The 18,227-nt window shown below is 39.5% G+C and carries 20 protein-coding genes; 8 read left to right on the forward strand and 12 right to left on the reverse strand.

Annotated features, from left to right (window positions below):
* Window positions 1-5 precede the first annotated feature (5 nt).
* Window positions 6-341: a winged helix-turn-helix domain-containing protein gene (locus tag ACOB80_RS20560; protein WP_473167757.1), complete on the forward strand. Its 336-nt coding sequence runs from the start codon at window positions 6-8 to the stop codon at window positions 339-341.
* Window positions 342-422: 81 nt separating this feature from the next.
* Here the strand turns inward: ACOB80_RS20560 and ftnA are convergent, their stop codons facing one another.
* Both ftnA and ACOB80_RS20570 read right to left on the reverse strand, forming a co-directional pair.
* Window positions 423-950, reverse strand: a complete 528-nt coding sequence (ftnA, locus tag ACOB80_RS20565; protein WP_473167758.1) for a non-heme ferritin — start codon at window positions 948-950, stop codon at window positions 423-425.
* A gap of 126 nt (window positions 951-1,076) precedes the next feature.
* The gene (locus ACOB80_RS20570) at window positions 1,077-1,253 is read right to left on the reverse strand and encodes a hypothetical protein (protein WP_473167759.1); all 177 of its coding nucleotides are present in this window, start codon (window positions 1,251-1,253) and stop codon (window positions 1,077-1,079) included.
* A 176-nt stretch (window positions 1,254-1,429) separates the two neighbouring features.
* Between ACOB80_RS20570 and ACOB80_RS20575 the strand changes: the two genes are divergently transcribed.
* From ACOB80_RS20575 to gloA2, 4 genes are read left to right on the forward strand one after another with little or no spacing between them, the layout of a single operon-like run.
* On the forward strand, window positions 1,430-1,729 hold the full coding sequence (locus tag ACOB80_RS20575) for a putative quinol monooxygenase (protein ID WP_473167760.1): 300 nt from the start codon (window positions 1,430-1,432) through the stop codon (window positions 1,727-1,729).
* Window positions 1,729-2,037 (forward strand): chorismate mutase, encoded by a 309-nt coding sequence (locus ACOB80_RS20580; RefSeq protein ID WP_473167761.1) that lies wholly within the window; start codon window positions 1,729-1,731, stop codon window positions 2,035-2,037. The genes ACOB80_RS20575 and ACOB80_RS20580 overlap by 1 nt, the downstream gene beginning before the upstream one ends.
* Window positions 2,038-2,055: 18 nt before the next feature.
* Window positions 2,056-2,391 (forward strand): outer membrane protein assembly factor BamB family protein, encoded by a 336-nt coding sequence (locus ACOB80_RS20585; protein WP_473167762.1) that lies wholly within the window; start codon window positions 2,056-2,058, stop codon window positions 2,389-2,391.
* Window positions 2,392-2,415: 24 nt separating this feature from the next.
* A complete protein-coding gene (gene gloA2, locus ACOB80_RS20590) occupies window positions 2,416-2,805 on the forward strand; it encodes an SMU1112c/YaeR family gloxylase I-like metalloprotein (RefSeq protein WP_473167763.1) in 390 nt (129 codons plus the stop codon).
* 40 nt (window positions 2,806-2,845) lie between these two features.
* Here the strand turns inward: gloA2 and ACOB80_RS20595 are convergent, their stop codons facing one another.
* From ACOB80_RS20595 to ACOB80_RS20620, 6 genes are all read right to left on the reverse strand, one after another.
* A complete protein-coding gene (locus ACOB80_RS20595) occupies window positions 2,846-3,970 on the reverse strand; it encodes a PepSY-associated TM helix domain-containing protein (protein WP_473167764.1) in 1,125 nt (374 codons plus the stop codon).
* Window positions 3,971-4,050: 80 nt separating this feature from the next.
* Entirely contained in the window at window positions 4,051-6,186 is a 2,136-nt protein-coding gene (locus ACOB80_RS20600) for a TonB-dependent receptor (RefSeq protein WP_473167765.1), read from the reverse strand.
* Window positions 6,187-6,418: 232 nt separating this feature from the next.
* Window positions 6,419-6,670 carry an HP1242/YdcH family protein gene (locus tag ACOB80_RS20605; protein WP_473167766.1) on the reverse strand — a complete coding sequence of 84 codons (252 nt, stop codon included), beginning with the start codon at window positions 6,668-6,670 and terminating at the stop codon, window positions 6,419-6,421.
* Between the two features lie 13 nt (window positions 6,671-6,683).
* Window positions 6,684-6,995: a TraR/DksA family transcriptional regulator gene (locus tag ACOB80_RS20610; protein WP_473167767.1), complete on the reverse strand. Its 312-nt coding sequence runs from the start codon at window positions 6,993-6,995 to the stop codon at window positions 6,684-6,686.
* 124 nt (window positions 6,996-7,119) lie between these two features.
* The gene (locus tag ACOB80_RS20615; RefSeq protein WP_473167768.1) at window positions 7,120-7,935 is read right to left on the reverse strand and encodes an alpha/beta hydrolase; all 816 of its coding nucleotides are present in this window, start codon (window positions 7,933-7,935) and stop codon (window positions 7,120-7,122) included.
* A gap of 61 nt (window positions 7,936-7,996) precedes the next feature.
* Window positions 7,997-8,365: a Cif family virulence factor gene (locus ACOB80_RS20620; protein WP_473167769.1), complete on the reverse strand. Its 369-nt coding sequence runs from the start codon at window positions 8,363-8,365 to the stop codon at window positions 7,997-7,999.
* A gap of 156 nt (window positions 8,366-8,521) precedes the next feature.
* On the opposite strand from ACOB80_RS20620, the gene ACOB80_RS20625 reads away from it, so the two are divergent.
* Complete coding sequence (locus ACOB80_RS20625; protein WP_473167770.1) at window positions 8,522-9,415, forward strand: LysR family transcriptional regulator; 894 nt, start codon at window positions 8,522-8,524, stop codon at window positions 9,413-9,415.
* A 97-nt stretch (window positions 9,416-9,512) separates the two neighbouring features.
* Window positions 9,513-11,177, forward strand: coding sequence for an RluA family pseudouridine synthase (locus ACOB80_RS20630; protein ID WP_473167771.1), 1,665 nt, complete (start codon window positions 9,513-9,515; stop codon window positions 11,175-11,177).
* Here ACOB80_RS20630 and ACOB80_RS20635 read toward each other — a convergent pair.
* Together ACOB80_RS20635 and ACOB80_RS20640 are read right to left on the reverse strand one after the other, a co-directional pair.
* Window positions 11,155-12,081, reverse strand: coding sequence for an alpha/beta fold hydrolase (locus ACOB80_RS20635; protein WP_473167772.1), 927 nt, complete (start codon window positions 12,079-12,081; stop codon window positions 11,155-11,157). The two genes, ACOB80_RS20630 and ACOB80_RS20635, sit on opposite strands and share 23 nt — an antisense overlap.
* Before the next feature lie 122 nt (window positions 12,082-12,203).
* Window positions 12,204-14,489: a S9 family peptidase gene (locus tag ACOB80_RS20640; protein ID WP_473167773.1), complete on the reverse strand. Its 2,286-nt coding sequence runs from the start codon at window positions 14,487-14,489 to the stop codon at window positions 12,204-12,206.
* A gap of 327 nt (window positions 14,490-14,816) precedes the next feature.
* Between ACOB80_RS20640 and ACOB80_RS20645 the strand changes: the two genes are divergently transcribed.
* Window positions 14,817-15,878: a DcaP family trimeric outer membrane transporter gene (locus ACOB80_RS20645; RefSeq protein WP_473167774.1), complete on the forward strand. Its 1,062-nt coding sequence runs from the start codon at window positions 14,817-14,819 to the stop codon at window positions 15,876-15,878.
* A 76-nt stretch (window positions 15,879-15,954) separates the two neighbouring features.
* Here ACOB80_RS20645 and ACOB80_RS20650 read toward each other — a convergent pair whose 3' ends face one another.
* Together ACOB80_RS20650 and ACOB80_RS20655 are read right to left on the reverse strand one after the other, a co-directional pair.
* A complete protein-coding gene (locus ACOB80_RS20650) occupies window positions 15,955-16,317 on the reverse strand; it encodes a response regulator (protein ID WP_473167775.1) in 363 nt (120 codons plus the stop codon).
* Window positions 16,314-18,227, reverse strand: coding sequence for a hypothetical protein (locus ACOB80_RS20655; RefSeq protein WP_473167776.1), 1,914 nt, complete (start codon window positions 18,225-18,227; stop codon window positions 16,314-16,316). Before ACOB80_RS20655 ends, ACOB80_RS20650 begins: the two co-directional genes overlap by 4 nt.

The following is an 18,227-nucleotide window of genomic DNA, read 5'->3' on the forward strand; positions in this document are numbered from 1 at the left end:
GGAGCATGCTACAACATTCATTCAAAGAACGCCCCTCGATTTTGTCCTTGGGCAACATGATGATTAATCAAGGCGGTCGCCAAGTATTTATTCACAACAAAGAGTTGTCGCTAACTGGTTTAGAATATAACTTGCTGAGCTTACTGGTTGAATCTCATCCTGATATTGTTGAACGAGAGCATATTGCGCAATACGTGTTTTATCGCGAGGTAAAATTATGCAGTAAAAGTATTAACATGCATATTTCTAATCTTCGTCACAAAATTGCGCCATTGGATGCATGTATTCATATTCAAGCTGTTAGAAACATTGGCTATGTGATTGCCAATAAAGAGATGTAGCAGTGGTATAAATAGCCACAAACAAAAAAGGCAGAGGAACTTCCTTTGCCTTTTTCTATTCGGATTTATAGACTGCGCAAGTTATGCGTCAGGCGACGTCATAATGCTAGGTGAGCCACTTTTAGCTAGCTCAGCTAAGTCTTTATCGATAAAGAATAATGCTTTGCCATCGTTACCAACTAGCTCAATCTTATCAATAATACCTTTAAACAACTTTTCTTCTTCGTGTTGTTCTGCAACATACCACTGCAAGAAGTTAAAAGTTGAGTAATCTTGTGTTGTAAAAGCAGTATGCGCTAATTGATTGATACATTCTGTAACTAAGCACTCGTGCTTGTAAGTTTCTTCAAATACAGAGCTTAATGATTCAAATTCATGAGGCGGCGCATCAATTGAGCCCAAAATTGGCATTGCGCCAGTTTCGCTTACGTAAGTAAATAAACGGTTCATGTGCTCCATTTCTTCAATAGCATGCTTGCGCATAAATTCTGCAGCACCTTCAAAACCATTTTCTTCACACCAAGCACTCATTTGTAGGTACAAGTTTGAAGAATAAAACTCCAAGTTAATTTGTTCGTTAAGTTTTGAAACCATATCTGGTTTAAGCATGATAATTCCTCATAAAAAGCGATTAGGTGTATTTTGCCTAATTTTACGCAGTTAGACAAATAAAATCTTTATAAATCAACTAGATAATCAATGATAATTATTGCTGTTTGCATTTATATCGTTGTTTTACCCTTCATCTTTGTGTGTTAACGGTAGTTTAACCGGCTTGCAGAGAAAGCCTTTGGAGTGGGCAGATCTGGCACAGTCTTTACACATAAATCTAGGCCTATCAACAATATGCGCTAGTTCTGAAAGACTTTTTTCAATGTCTTTCTTTTTCCATTTACATAAAGATTTTGCCATTAGGGGTAACTCTTACTACTTCACTATCTTATATTGTAGCTGATCGTAGTGATAAGGGCATTAAGCCAAACGAAATCGTAGCAATTTCGCTAGCGTATCCAACGCACTCATCGATTTACAAATACAAAATGGCATTCCATAATCGATGCTAAAAAATACACAGAGGAAGGTGATACATGATCCAACGATTCAATACTTTTCACGCAGCTGAAGGCAAAACTGAGTTATTACGCGACTTTTTTATCGAGCTTATCGAGTATATTCAAAATAGTCCTGGCTGCATTTCATGTGAGCTTTGGCAAGACCAACAACAAAAAGAAATATTTATCATTGCTGAGCAATGGCAAAGTGAAGATGACCATAAAGCGAGTTTAGCTAATTACCCAGCTGACAAAATGCAGGCAGCTATGCCGCTGTTTGGGCAAGCGCCAACAGGTGGCTATTTCACTCAGGTAACAACCAAAGGAGCATGCTAGTGCTAGATAAATTGCCAAAAGATTGTAAAAACATGAAAGAAATTCGTGCGGAGATAGACTACTTAGATAAGCACATTATTTCATTGATCGGTGAACGTGCTGGTTATGTGCATGCGGCGGCGGCTTTTAAAGTGAGCGGTACTGACGTTCGTGCACCAGAGCGCTTTGCTTCTATGTTGGAACAAAGAAGAGAATGGGCACAAGAAAATCAATTGTCACCAGATATGATTGAAGGGCTGTATCGCCTGATGGTTGAGCATTTCATCGAACAAGAAATGTCTCAATGGCAACAAATTAAAGATAAGTAAATTAAATAGGACGCGAATATGGACAATATTTATATTGGTATGAAAGGGCATGTAGTGTGTATTAATAGCAAAACGGGTAAAGAACGTTGGCGCACTAAGCTTAAAAGCGCAGATCTTACGAATATTTATTTAGAAGGCGATAAAGTTTTTGCCTACGCCAACGGCCATTTATTCGCAGTAGACGCTAAAACTGGCAAAGAGCTTTGGGAAAATGACTTGAAAGGGTTGGGGTATGGCAGCTGCATTATTGCAGGACAACAAGCAGCTGGAGCGATTGCTAATCAACTAGCGCAGCAGGGCAATGCCGCTGTTGTTGCTGCCACCGCAGGTGTAGCTGCCTCTTCTTCGTCTTAAAAGATTAGTTTAAGGTATTTTGCTGTGCTAAAAGGCATTCATCACGCAGCGATTATTTGCAGTGATTATCAGAAAAGTAAGCACTTCTATCTGGAGGTGCTTGGTTTGCGACTTGTTGCAGAAAATTACCAGCAAGGTCGTGGTAGTTACAAGTTAGATATGGCTCTGCCAGACGGTACGCAGATTGAATTGTTTCACTTTACTAATGCACCTGCCCGTCCAAGCTATCCTGAAGCGCAAGGCCTGCGACACTTAGCATTTTGTGTGGAAGATATCCAACAAGCCAAACAGCAGTTAGAAGACAAAGGAATCGCTGTCGAGGATATACGTACCGACCCTTACACAGGGAAGTTGTTTACTTTTTTTAGTGACCCGGATGAATTACCGCTAGAGCTTTATCAAATAAGCCATTAATGGATGCTCTTCGGAATTAAATAGAAGATGGTGTTAGTAATTACCTATTAGGTTTTAATATTTGTTTTGGGAATGATGCTAGGGTTTTAATATTTTTACGTTTTATCACCATATATGTACCTGAAAAAATTAAAAAAGAAGGTAGTAAGCTTAATAAAAACCAAAGAACCTTAACTGGCCAACCAATAAATTCACCAATATGAAACTTATATTTAAAGTTCCAAACTCTTGTCGCAAGGCTCGCTCTCGAGGCATCAAAGGTTTGGAGTATTTCTCCGGTATTTGGGTTAATCCAGCTCCAACTATATCCGTGGCTTTCGTCCGGCATTTTTAGTCTCAATCTCAACGGCTCATCTTGTTTTAGCGGTAAGTAAATTCGGAAAACTTTGCTACCCTCAAGAGCCATTTTTCCTTGTTGATAAGCATAGTCTAATCTGAATCCGTCGTATTGCTCCGCTATGTCTCCTCTAAATGCGGGAGTCTCCACCTTGCTCAAACTTAACCATTCAACTATTTGTTTGGTAGCCGATTGCCAATGAAATGCCATACCAGAAAAAGCAATGAGTACTAATGGAATCGACGCGACTACACCTAATGTATTATGCATTTGATTGTAAAAAATTTTGGGTTTTGCGTGCCACTTGATTTTCAATCGCTTAAGCCTGTTTTTCGGTCGTAACCATAAAACACAACCAATCAAAATTTCTATAATTAAAGCTAGGCTCGCAATGGATACCCATACCTTAAAGGGTCTTGTGTTGGAGGATGATTTGTATAGCAACCACCTGTGCCATGACATGATAAAGCCATAAAGTGTATCGTAGTAACTGTGTTCTAGGAGGATTTCACCGTTGTAAGGATTTATATTTAAATAGTTACCATTAGAGAGTGATACAAGCCATGCTTTATTGGGTTGTTCCTCTTGCTGAATAAACTTAATTTTGCCACTTTGAGCTTTCTCAACTTTATGAATCAATTGCGATAAAGGTAAAGTTGGAGCTGACGGCTTCTGAGGTTGTGGTACTGTCCAAAACTCTGGACTGATGAATGCCTGTATCTCTTTAGCATAAATCAATAGTGCGCCTGAAATGCTTATATTAAGCAAAAGGATTCCTGCAAATACAGCTAACGCTAAATGCGTGCGCCTAAGCCATAATTTTAACACCGAGCTATGTCCTTTTAGTCATTCGAAGGAAGCTAACAAAAGTCAGCTTCCATACACTAACTGTTCGATATATCAACTATTTAAAATTGATAGTTAATACCAAGGTTTACCGTAGTACCTAAGCCTTTTACATTATATCCACTGTAGGTGTAGGCTTGTGATTTTGCGGGGTAGTAGTCTTGGTTAAACAAGTTTTCGATGCCGATAAATCCAGACCAAGCTTTATTAAAGTCGTAATTACCACTTATATTGACTACATGGTAACTATCTATTGGCCCTTTATCTCCAACGTATTGACCATCAACTTTATCGAATCTTTTTCTATCGCCAACATATAGGTAGCTCATTGATAAATATGCGTTATCTATAGGTCGCCAATTCATATTAATGGTTCCCTTAGGCGCACTAATTTGTTTTGCTCCTAGATAAACATCATTCTCTGTATCTTTACCTTCAACCCAAGAATAGGTTGCTGTTAGATTTAGTTCACGTGAAAAAATGTAGTGTGCTAAAACTTCATAGCCGTATATTTCTTGTGGTGCTCTAACGGGCAAGTAAACACCAGTAGCTTCGTCATACTTATTTGTGGTGCCCAATTCTGAAGTGCTGCGGTAAGCCGAGAATTCAAGGTGTAAATTATCAATATCGGAAACAAAACCGATCTCATAGTTATCTATAATTGAGGCTTCTGTACGAATTAAGCTGATGTCAGTTACCGTTGCTGTGCGAAGCAATCGTCCAATATCGGAAATATCTGCACCTTGCGAGTAGTTCGCAAATGGTTGGAATGATTCGGTTAGGTTGTAGCGAACGCCAAAGTTATAGGTTGTAGCGCGGTAGTTTAGTGTGTCACCTTTAACATCTACAGGGATGGAACAAGTATCCGGAGTACGACACAGTTTTAGTGTGCTGTAGTCATTTACGCCTAGATCAATTTCTTCACGCCTGATACCTGCTTTGATAATGATGTCATCGTTATAAACCCACTTGGTCTGTAAGAAACCAGCTAGGTTTTCCATATCCATTTCTGGCACCCATTTACGTCCGTCAACTAATGGTTGTGACGTCACATCATTAAGAATATCAATACCATAAATCAAGGTCGCATCAGTATTTTCCCATTCAAATTGGCTATTGAATGTGACTCTAAAGCCATCTTTATCAGACTTTATTAAGGATTGACCGCCGTCGTAACCCTCGCTAGGGTTAGACAGAACAGGTGAAAAAAAGAAGATATTTTCAATTCTTTGCGAGTAGGCATCAATGACCATCTGAGTATTTTCTAGCAATGCCTCGTCAGAATACTTAATCATTAGGTTATCATTTTGCGGGCCTTGCGGAATACCTGGCTTCTCTATGTCATCTGTAGCCTTAATTGCGTAAGACTTTGTGCCAGAATTTACACTGCCTGCAACATCAACTAAGTCACTGCCTTGTTCAGAGCGATAATGGTTATAGGTTAGCTGTAATGACTTATCTTCATCAAATTGGTAACCAAACTTGGAAAAATAATTTTGAACCTTAGCATCGGATAGGCCATAGATTAGCCCGAGTACATCGCCTTCTGCATCTCGTTGAACACCATTTTCTTCGTAACTGGCATTTAACACATAGGTAAATTTGTCAATATTCCCATCGATAGAACCTTCGATGCGGTGGCCTGCACTGTCCTCAAGTTTTACTGCACTAAAGCGAGTCGATAAGCTGAAACTTCCATTCACCTTATCGTTCTCATTCGCCTTTTTAGTTATATAGTTAATGATACCGCCGGCGGCACCATTACCATAAATAGAAGTTGCACCTTTTATAACTTCGATGCGTTGGATAACATTTGGATCTAAGGTTCTGATCCCAAGAGAGCCGTTTCTAAGAGGGGTAGATTGAGGTACCCCGTCTATCATAACTAGAGGTGACCGTCCACGTAGTGTTTGTGTAGAGTTGCTTGAGGACCCAGTATTTGGTGCTAACCCTGGTACTAATGCAGACAGTAAAGATTGCAATTCAGAAGAGATTTTTAACTGTGCTTCGATCGCTTCTCTATTAATAATTGTGATCGTTGCAGGAACCTCATCAATGCTTTCGACGATACGACTACCAGTCACTACAATATGCTCGATATCTTCACTATTTTCGTTTGAATTATCCAGCGCTTGCGCATTTAAGCTGTGTGCAATAAGTAAGGCTAAAACACCTTTTTTTGATTTTAGTATTTTCATTCCGTTTCTCACTAATAAAAAGCGCCGAGATCTTAATGAAAATGATTTTCAATTGCAACTATGGGTGAGAGTAAAGTTCGTAAAAAATGTTTGTGCGAGGTTGTTTTGAACAAATGAACTATATCGTTTTGATTTTAATTAAAAAAAAGGCTGGTCTTTCGACCAGCCAAACCTTACTTATGCAAGTGTAAGATAGGAGTCCTGGGGGATGTCGATATTTATGTAAATATGTTTAAGCTACCGCTTGTGCTTTTTTAAGCATGTCGAATAATTGGTCTTTTAAGAACAAACGTTGTTTTTTCTGCTCTTCTAAATAGTCGTCTGATGTATTTTCTACGCCTTGTTCGATGCGATGCACTTCGTGATCCACTTCATGGTATTCTTTAAATAGTCGGGCAAAGTGATTGTCGTTCATCTTAAGGTGATGAATTTCTTCTTTGAATTCAGGAAATTCATGATGTAAGTCGTGTTTTTCAATAGTCATAGTTAAAACCTCATTATTTAGCGCAGTTGATGCAGCTTGTGGTGTACGGTAAAGCTGCTAGTCGTTCTGGGTGGATAGCTTCGCCACATTCTTGACACGAGCCATATTCCCCTTTAGAAATTCTACTAATTGCTTGGTTTACAAGCGTTAATTCATGTTTCGCTTCGTGATGAATTTCATCTAACACTTCATCATTTTCACATTCTGTTGTTTGTTCAGAAAAATCAGCAGAGCGGCCTTTGCGAAAATCGGCTTCGATGGCAGCGATTCGGTTGGCTAATTCTATCTGCTTGTCTTTTAAGGTCTGTACAAGTTGTTCAGTCATGATGATCTCCTTGTTTTTCTTCATCATAACTCGTTTGCCTAACGATACTTTGATCTAACGCAAGGTTGTTGGTGGATAGTGAAAAAATCGCAATACTTGTGCGCTATCTTGGCGGCTGGCCAGCCTACATTTCGAATATTTTCTTCATTAAAATAGTGTCTGTACTCGATAGTAGTCGTGACACCGTGTAATGGTTTTTACCTTTGAGCAGCATTAGCTCACAATCAGCGCCGTACGATTTTAACTTGTTAAAATACTGTGTAGATTGAGAGATATACTCATCAGATTCGTTATCACCGACAGCGATAAGGGTCTTTGGAAAGTTAGTACATGAACTGTGAATAGGGCTTAATGACGCAACTTCGTGATCGGTGAGTTTAAGGTCGGTATTTAAATAAGACTGTTGCATCGGCGCTAAATCATATAAGCCGCTAAGCAATAATGCTTTTTTAATAGCTTGTCTAGTTTTCGAATCCCATGGATGCTCTAAGATCTTTGCCACCAAGAAAGCGCCCACCGAATGACCACACAGGGTGATGTTATTTGAATCACCGTGCCATCTATGAATATTCTGATGAACCCATAAAAAAGCTTTAAGGTTTTGAGTGACAATGTCGCTTACTGAAACGCTTGGTGCTAGATCATAATTAGTGACAACAACAGTATAGCCTGCATGAGTTAATGGCTTAGCTAAGTAACTGTATTGCTTTTTATCTAGCGCTCGAAAATATCCGCCATGGATAAATACAAATACTGGGGCGTTATCTGAAGCGGCAGGAAAGATATCGAGCTTCTCTCCTGCGTTGTCACCATAACTAATGTCTAGGTCGTTTGTTAGCTGCAATCTCGTAATCTTGCTTTGCAGCTCATTGGTTAGCATATGAAATTTAGCGATAGGGTGTCTTTTGCGAAGATTAAATTGCTCGTTGTAATTAATCATATTTTTAACTTTCACTGCTAGAATTTTTGATGCTAAGTTTTTGCTTCCGATTTTATTGGCGTTACTCGCCCAATGCTTCGAAATGATCTTCCCTTAAACGCATTTCGCCATCGTCTTGTAACACCCAAATCTCACGAGTAATAATGCCTTGGGCTTTATTCATCGTCCACTTGCTAGATAATAGTGTCGTATTTTCATCTACAACTTCTATTTGGGGTTCGATGTAACGTACATCGGTGAAGCCTTGATCAACCAGTTGTTGCCAAAAGGCTTGAATATCATTTTGATTGTTAAACTCACCAAAAGGTTTAGCGTGCATTAACGCAGACACTTCATACATTGACGCACAACCTGCGGCATCCCCTTGATTGAAAAACGATTGCCATTTTTTGCTTGCTTCATGTGTTTTGTCGATAAGTTGTTGGCTCATGTGTGTTCCTTAAAAAAGACTTAGTTGCTTTTGACGTTGTATATTGTGCAATAGCTGTTGACCTAAGATAAATCCTCATTGTTTAATAATACTGTTTAAAAATATTTAACAATTGGGCGTGTGTAATTAGCGATAAAGCAAGAGTGGAAAGGGCCAATGAAACCAAGTTTTGAAGATATGCAGTTTTTTGTTGCTGTTGTTGAAGCAAAAAGTTTTACTGCAGCTGCTGATAACTTGATGCGAACCAAATCGGCGGTGAGCCAAGGTGTGACTCGGCTTGAAAAAGATCTCGGCATAACTTTGCTTTACCGAAGTACGCGTTCGTTGTCATTAACAGAAGCTGGCGCTGAGTTTTATCGGCACTGCTGCGAGGTGCGAGAATCTTACGATAATGCGCTAGAAAACATTAAATCCTTTGGCGCCAAACCATCTGGATTGTTAACCATAACAGTACCTCACACCTTAATGGAAACAATAGTGCTGCCAGCTGTATCGCAAACGTTAAGTGAGAACAGAGATATAGATATAAGGTTGTTGGCCGATGATAAATCGATGGATCTAATAGATGGTCAGGTTGATTTAGCCATTAGGGTTGGCAAACTTGATTTGCAAACCGCCAAAGTGACTAAGCTTGGTATGCTGTCTGAAAGCTTATATGCGAGCAAGGGCTATGTAGCAGCAAATGGCGGTTTACCTGAAGATTTACAAACTCTTGAGCATTGGCAGCACATTGCTCATGAGTGGCAAGGTCAACCGGTAAGATACTCAACCAAGACGGGGCTTGATATTAAAGTAAAGCCAAGAGTTCGTTGTAACAATGTTACGGATATCATTCATTTAGTGACTCAAGGGCAAGGTGTCGCGAGATTGCCTGATGTTACCGTGCAAAAATATCTCGAACGAGGGGAGCTGGTAAGGATAAAACACCTTGCTATGACGCCTGTGCATGCCATGCATATGTTCGCTAACAAAACACCGTTAAAGGTACAGCTATTTATCAAAACGTTAAAGCAACACTTTAGATTATTGGCGAGTTTCAGTAGAGAATAGCTCTGTTTTATTTCCGACAATTATGACAGGGATAAGGTGCTATTCCTGCAGATTACCGCTAAAATAACGACATCTTTTTAGTTAGTGAACCTGCATTTTGTTTCATTCATTTACTCAGTCAATTCATGACATCCAGCTGCCGGATAAGTTTACGTTTCCGTTTTTCTACCAACCTCATCAGTTAGCTGAGCTGGCGGCAAAGTCATTACAATCGCAATTAAAAGCGCATCAAGGCAAAGGACGAATGTATGGCGTATTAGTGGTACAAAATAATCAACAAGAAATTGGTTATTTAGCTGCTTGTTCAGGTTCTTTTACCGACGAGTTAGGTGGCGAGCAAAACTTAGATATTTTTGTACCTTCAATTTTTACAGGGTTTGACGCCGATAGTTTTTATGGTGAGCAAAGTGCAAAAGTAAACCGTATTAATAGTGAAATTGTCGCTTTAGAGCAACTACCATTATTTAGCTATCTTCAACAGTTAGTGTTGAGCGAAAAAAGCGCTGCTGCCTTTCAAATAACTCGCCAACAACAACAAAACGTTAAACAACGTGAAGCTCGAAAACGAAAACGCATTGAAATCGAGCCAATACTCACAGAAGAAGCAAAAACCAAGGATCCAGAAGGGTTTGCAAAAGCAACACAAGTGAGTATTCAGCTTTCAAGAGAGAGTGTGTTTGAAAAGAAAAAGCTTAATGCCTTAAAAGACTATTGGCAGCAGCGAATTTTAGCGGCAGAGCAGCAATTACAACCGTTTGAACATCAGCTTAAAGCGCTGAAAAAGTCGCGAAAAAAGCTATCTAACCAACTTCAAAGCTTGCTATTTAATCAGTATCAGTTTCTTAACCAAGCAGGCGAAGAAAAAGGGTTAAGTGAGATTTTTGCTCAAGAAGCATTTGGTAAACCGCCTGCTGGCGCAGGCGAGTGTGCCGCGCCTAAATTACTGCAATATGCTTTTGCTAATCATTTAAAACCCATCTGTATGGCGGAATTTTGGTGGGGGCCCGCGGCCAAATCAGAAATTCGCAAGCATGGTCAGTATTACCCTGCATGCCAAGGCAAATGTCAGCCAATTCTAGGCCATATGTTAGAAGGTATGGCGTTAGACCAAAACCCGTTACTTAAAGCACCTGAACCACTTGGCGAAATGGCGATTGTTTACCAAGACGAACATATTTTGGTAGTAAACAAGCCTGCCGAATTGTTGTCAGTTCCGGGTAAACATATCCAAGACTCCGTATATTCGAGAGTGAGAGAGCGCTTTCCTGATGCCAAAGGAAATTTAATACTGCACCGATTAGATATGGCGACCTCTGGATTATTAGTTCTTGCGCTTACGCCACGCGCTCACAAAAAGCTGCAGCATCAGTTTATCGATAAAGAAATTGATAAGCGCTATATCGCTATTGTTGAAGGTCAGGTTGATGAAAACTCTGGGCGCATCGAGTTACCCCTGAAAACCGATATTCTCGACAGGCCAAGACAAATGGTGTGCTTTAACGAAGGAAAGCCTGCGATCACCGAATGGCAAGTCATTTCTCGCACTAAGACAACAACTAAGCTTTCTTTAAACCCAATCACAGGGCGTACTCATCAGCTTAGAGTACACTGTGCCCACCCTGATGGTTTAAACACGGCTATTGTCGGTGATAGTTTGTATGGAAACGCTGCAAATCGCCTACACTTGCAGGCGAAGTACCTAAAATTTAGCCACCCAGTAACCAAAGAAATAATCGAATTTACTTTGCCTGATGAGTTCTAGTAGGCGTTGATTCGTTGCTGTTATCGGCGAGTAAAAGCAATTGGTCACTGACGGTTGCAACGTCGTGATAGTAAACATTATGTTTATCTGTATTCGCGTAAACCACTTTAGTGTTCGTTGATAGTTGCTCCATGTCTGCAATTGCTTGATCAAACATAGCTTTCATGCGAAACCATACCGGTTCTGCACCTTGCCAATATTTTGAAGGTGCGTCACTCATTTTGTTACTCCCTTGTGCCCAAATGAGCACATAAGGTTTGTCATCAAAGTCATTACTTTTAGCGACAAGCTTTTCATTAGCTTTAAGGTCGAGATTTTCAGGGTTTTTAAAAGGGTCAAGCCAATAACTGAGATCCTCTTTTATCTCTTGCTGGAATTTTTCAGAGTAAGTCTCAGTCGCTGGTTGCCATTTATCGATTTTATTCTGCCATTGACCATACTGACTAGGATCAACCAACATGATGGCGTGCACTTGCTTAGGGTATAAGTGGTGATAAAGTCTGACAGGGTATGAGCCGTACGAGTGACCGACCATAATAAACGGTGGCGTTACTTCTGCTTTGGCTAATAAGGCGTTAAGTTGCTTGGCGACATCACCAAAATGATAAGCAGTGGTAGATTTGTCGCTTTTACCTAGGTTTGCACGATCGTAAAGACAAATACGTACTTTATCTTGAACCTTAGCGACGACTTTGCGCCAACCTCCAGAAGAGCCATAGCCATTAAAACCTGAATGAACCACAACTGTTGGTGAGCCCTGTCCATAGCACTCTATGTATAGGTTTGTATCACCAACATCGAAGGCGCCTTTAATAGAAGGAGCTTGGTTTGCCTTAGTAATAAATGAAAGAAATGTGGTGGCAAAAATTGCTGCGCATAATAGTGAATAGCCCCTTTTTTTCATTAGAATATCCTTAAAAATACTTAAAATTCTGTGTGCTGTACTCAAGACGGAACCATGAATAAAAAAGGGTTAAAAAAAAGCCAACCTTGAGAGGTTGGCTTTTAGATGCTCATTTTGAGAGGTTATTTTTTCAATGTTTCAAAAACAAACTCTTTAGGTGGTGTTACACCTTTTAAGTGCTCAACAAAGTAATCCCAACGCTTACGCATCATAAATGGTTCGCGTGCAAAACCATGGCCGCGATTCGGTAGCATGATCATGTCAAAATCTTTGTTAGCTGCAATTAATGCTTCAACAACAACTAAAGTGCTGTATGGCGTAACGTTTGTATCTGTCGTGCCATGTGCGATAAGTAATTTACCTTTTAAGTTTTCAGCGATTAATTGGTTTGCTTGGCTGTCGTAGTTAGTCGTACCGTCTTCGTTGTTAACTAACATACCGTGCCATTTTTCGCCCCACTCGTCAGCATAGTTGCGGTTATCGTGATTACCTGCTTGTGAAACGGCAACACTGTAGAAATCTGGGTACATCAACAATGCACGTGTCGAAGCAAAACCACCGCCCGAGTGACCCCAAATACCAACTTTAGTCGAGTCAATCCACTTGTGCTTTTTCGCTAATTGCTTAATAGCTGCAATTTGATCTGGAATACCGCTATCACCCATGTTGCCATAGTAGAACTCATGGAAAGACTTAGAACGGCCAGGTGTTCCTAATGCGTCAATTTCGATAACGATAAATCCTAATTCAGCGATCGCTTGGTTATCTCCGCGAGAAGCACGGAATTGACGACCACGAATAGAGCCTACTTGAGGACCTGGATATAAGTAGTTTACAACTGGGTATTTCTTCGAAGGATCATAGTTGCTTGGCGTGTACATTAAGCCGTAAATGTCGTGCTCACCGTTACGGTCTTTAGTAACAAATGGCGTAGGTGGTTTCCAGCCAGTAGCCTCAAGCTTACTGATATCCATTGTTTCAAGGGTTAAGCTTGGTTTGCCCTCAGTGCTACGCAAGAAGACAGTTTCTGCTTCGTTGTAAGTAGACACTTGGTCAACGAAGTACTTAGCGTCTTTACTTAACGTAATTCTGTGATGCTTCTTCTCAGGCGTTAGTAAGGTTAAGCCTTTACCGTTTTTGTTTACTTTATATAGGTAGTGGAAGTATGGGTCACCACCTTCGCGGCCAGCGCCAGTAAATAAGATATCGCCCGTGTCTTGGTTAACATCGATAAGTGATAAAACTGTCCAGTCACCTTTAGTGATCTGGTGTTTTACTTTACCTGAGTTACCATCGATTAAGTAAAAATGGCCCCAGTCATCACGTTGAGAGAACCACAAAATTTCGTTGGTTTTATCAAGGTAACGCCATGAGATTTCACCAACGCCTGATTCAAAGAAAGTTTCTTCAGTTTCAGTAAACAGTGTGCGAACTTTACCTGTGTTTGCATCAGCAAAACGCAAGGTCGCTTTCTTGTGATCGCGAGAAGAAGAAACAAAAGCAAAGTGACTGCTGTCTTCTGCCCAATCTATATCAAAAAAGGTACCGTCCCAATCAGCAACATGGTCGGTAATTGTTGAACGGTGATCGTCTGGTGCCATATCAAGCGGAACGATTTTCGCGTTATTTACGTCAATGACGACACGGTGAATTTTGAATATGTGTTCATCGCCTGGTAAAGGGTATTTCCACACGTCAATTTTAGGGTGGCCAACTGCCGTTGAAACAATACCCATATCGCCCACTTTACGACCGTCATGTTTAAAAGTGGCAATTTTTGTTGAGTCTGGCGACCACTTCAGCACAGGCATTCTACCGCGGATCCAACCTGCGTTGTTTGTCGCATAGCCGAAATCTTTAATACCGTCTGTGGTTAGTTGGCTTTCTGTGCCTGATGCGATATCACGTACCCAAAGGTTATAGTCTTTGATGAAAGCAGCTTTTTTGCCATCCGGTGAAACAAATTCGCCGCGTTTTACTGTTTTAGCGTCTTTTTGGCATAAGTAGCTTTGTAATTTACATTGGTACTTTTTGCCTTTCACAGATACAACTAATTTGTTATCACCTGTAAATTTAACGCGAGCAAAAGGTAGTTTGTTTTGATCAATTTCACTCTCGGTGATACGAGCTAGTGACTCTGCCAATTTTTGGTGATCAAATGCCAACGATTTTTTTTGTGTAGCCGCATCTACTTTAAAAAATTGGTGACCCTCAGCAGTTTTGCTTCGGTAAACTAGGGTGTTGTTTTTAGTCCAGCTAGGGTAGTCAACAGTGCCTGTGATTAATTTACTTGTGGTCGCTGACAACTGTTTTTCAGCTCGCTCGTAATCTGCTTTAGTTACCTCAGCAACTGATGAAGCAGATACCAACAAAGCCAATGCCGCTAATGGCAATTGTTTGTTCATCATTTTTAAACCTTTCTCGTTGTAATAAGTGCCTTAAATAAGTGCGTCTATAAAAAGCCTGCACGGAGCTTAGCACATTTTATAAAGATAACCTTACGCTATCGTTAAGTGCCCCCTAATTTGCGACTAATTGTCTGATTTTATCTGGTTAAATTCGACTAAAGTCTAATCAAAAAAGAATAAGATTTAGACTTAGGTCTAATTCCTTTCATTGACTATTCTTTCTAACGTATTAGCGAGAAAAAAAATAAAAATGAAAAAATATATCGAGTGTAGCCAATAGAACGTCAGCTTTCTTTCTGCGGCTATTCACAAAACGGGGAAAGTACAATGAGAATAAACAAAGCACGCTTGCTAGTAGCAACAGGCTTACTGGCGATGGCCAGCCAAGCAAATGCCGGATACGAAATTAAGCTATCAGACAAAGATACCATTACCTTTGGTGGCTATATTCAAGGAGATATTCGTTACATCAACGGTAACGCTATATCGCCACTCACTCAGGATGATTTTTGGATTGGTCATGTGGTTAAAGATGACGTTTCCAATACCAAGTTTTCTGCCAACTCCACACGATTTAATACCAAATATGTTCACGGTGACATCACAGGTTTTATCGAAATGGACTTTTATGGTGGCGACGGCAATGAAATCCTAACTAATTCGCGTCACCCTAGGCTTCGCCACGCATTTATCAAATATAAGAATTGGACGGTGGGTCAAACCTGGTCAACCATGGTCAACACAAGTGCTTTGGCTGAAGCTGCCGATTTTGGTGGGCCACTGGTGGCATCTGCGTTCGTGAGGCAAGATTTAATTCGATACACTAATGGTAACTTTCAAATCGCCCTCGAAAACCCTGAATCTTATGGCGGCTACAAAGGTGAAGCTGGGTATGGTTCGCAAGATTCTATGCCGGACGTTGTTGCTAAATATACCTTTAAAGGCGACTGGGGTAATGTCTCGGTTTCAGGCTTAGCGAGGCAATTAGAAACCGTCGGTGGAAACTCAGAATCTAGTTTTGGCTATGGTATTGCAGGTCGTATTAATACTTTCGGTAAAGATGATTTCCGTTTCCAATTCCATGGTGGAAATACTGGTCGTTATGTTGGTGCTGCTGCAGCAACCGATTTAGTGGGTGAAGAAGTTGAAGAAACGACTTCTATCATGGTGGCTTATCGTCATTTCTGGACTGAAACCCTTAGAACAAACGTGTTTTACGGCAATACGGAAACAGAAGAGTCAGATCGTGACCGTACTCATTGGGGCATCAACATTTTTCAAAACATCACGCCTAAACTTTCTTACGGGTTCGAGTTTGGTAATTTTGAAGCACAAGATTTAGAAGCGGATTCAGATTACGCACAGGTATCTGTTAAATACGTTTTATAAGCAAATCCTTTTTGCGTTAGTTGACCTCTTTTAATGAGGTTCTCCAAGGGAAGCAGTGCTTCCCTTTTTTTTGTGCTTAATCAATTGCTTTAATTTTTTCTAACGTTTTTATTAACTTTAATGGGTTCAACGGCTTATCAATCCATGCATCGACAAGTTTTACGAGTTTTTCATCTTGTATTTGGGTTGAATGAACAATTATTGGTGTTTTTGCATAACGCTTACTTTTTCGTAACTTTTCAATTAGAGAGGCACCTCCGATGCCTGGCATATTGATATCGGTAATAAAAATATCAATGGAATGCTTAGTGGCAAAGTTAATGGCATCTTCTGCGGTTGCTGCCGTATGAACTAAATAACCTAATTTTTCCAAGGTGAACACTAGCATAGCTAATATAGTTCGTGAGTCGTCCACTACTAGTATTGTTTTCTTCATCATTTAGCTTCTTTACTAAGCTTGTTATTTAAACCGTCAATCAAATGGTTAAATCCGTTCGACACTAAACTTCCTGTACTTTCTAATATTCCAGTGCGAACTTTCGATTCTTGAAGTATTCCGTTGATGATGATTGGGGCCTCTGGTGGGAGGTTTTTTAGTTTGGTAATTTGAAGAATCTGCTCTTCTATCGATACGATGATTGCTTTATATTCTGTGTGGTTATATTGGGTTTGTATATCGATGTTTGTTAATTCTTTTTGCGTTGCACTTAGGAGGCGCTTCAGTGTTTTTTGTTGACGTTGATTAACTAGCAAGGATTCTATTCGTTTAATTTCACTGCTTATCAAATTTTTCAATAATGCAATACTGTCAATAAGTTGAGTTTTGCGCTCTCTTCCTTTTGGAAAATTACCAGCGATAATAGAAATGTATTTGTCCCAAAAAAAGACCTTATTTCCCGAATTTATTTGATTACCTGATTTTGGTGCAGACTCTTGAGTAATTAACTTTTCTTCTGAGGCTGATAGAAATTGAGGTGGTACGCTTTTATTATGAGTAATTTCTGTTCGAAGGTGAAACGCACCTGTAATACCTAAGGATGAGAAACTTGTGTCAATGACAGCAAGCAAATCGACTAGTGTTTCACAACTTGCAGCAGCTATTGCAAACTCAGTGATTACGCTTTGGTCGCCATACAATTGCATTGTATTTTCTAACAACTTATTTAGTTCAAGAATTTTTTGAGTTTCATTTACTGGTCCTGTTTGAGCTTCTTCGCTGTTTTCTATTTGAGTGGAACGCTCTATGACCGTTAATTGTTCATGCAATAGCTCTACTTCACTTTCTAGAGAAAAAATACAATGTTCAAACTCAGATATTAGTTTTTCGAGATGCTCTATTTCTAGCAGTTTTTCCTGTAATTCATTTGGAGCTAGGTGGTGGCTAGATTCTACTTCTTTTTCTAGTAAGGTCAGTTCATTTCTTAGTTTTATAATGAAATCTCGTTGTATTTCGTTGTTTTCTCGAAGTAAGCGAATTTGTTGGTTGATACCGTTTTCATCAGACTCACCAACAAAAGAATGCTTTGCATTTGTTAGGAGGTTCAAGTCAAAATCTAATGACTCATCTGAGTTTTCACTTTTTAAGTTTTTTAGGAATTCAATTTCGTTGGTTAACGCTTTTATTTTTTCCTCTAGATGTTCAATTTCTCTATCGGAATCACTTAACGTTGTTTTTAATAAGTTAATGTTTTTTTCGAAATTTTCAGAAGTTAAGTGTTGTGGCTGTAATTGATTTATTAACTCTATTTTTTCTTGATTAAATAGAGAAGCGCCTCCCAGAGATTGGTTAATCTCCCTTATATTCTCAAAAGTTGAATTCACAATATTTGAGGATTGTGTTGGATCAGATAAATCTATTGATTCCAATAAACTAATTTTATGTTTTAGGGACTTGATTTCTTTTTCTTTCTTTCTAGACTCTTTTATTTGCTCTTCAACGCCAAGATTACTAAATACCTGCCTTAGGCTTTGGGTGATTGACAGCCAGTATTTTTTATCGTCATCGATCCACTTTAATGCAATTAACTCAGCTTTAAGATAGTACGCGCGAAGCAGGGCTGACTGACTTTCAATTGAGTCCTGAAGATTAAATTCAAATTGGTTGTGACCAGATAACGATTTATAACGGCCTTTAGATAACTCTTTATGCTCTTTTAAAAACTCGACGATAAAGCGATTAACATTGGAAATAGGGCTGCGCTCAAGTTCTTCAATTTTTTGGTTTAATTGATCAATTTTTTGCTTACTATGCTGTTCTTTTTTGTTCTGGTGGTACCGATTTACAAAAAAAAATAGAACCCAAAAACTTAGTAGTGCTATGTAAATGGAATAAGGTTTAATAAAGGTCAC

Source organism: Thalassotalea coralli (assembly GCF_055786205.1).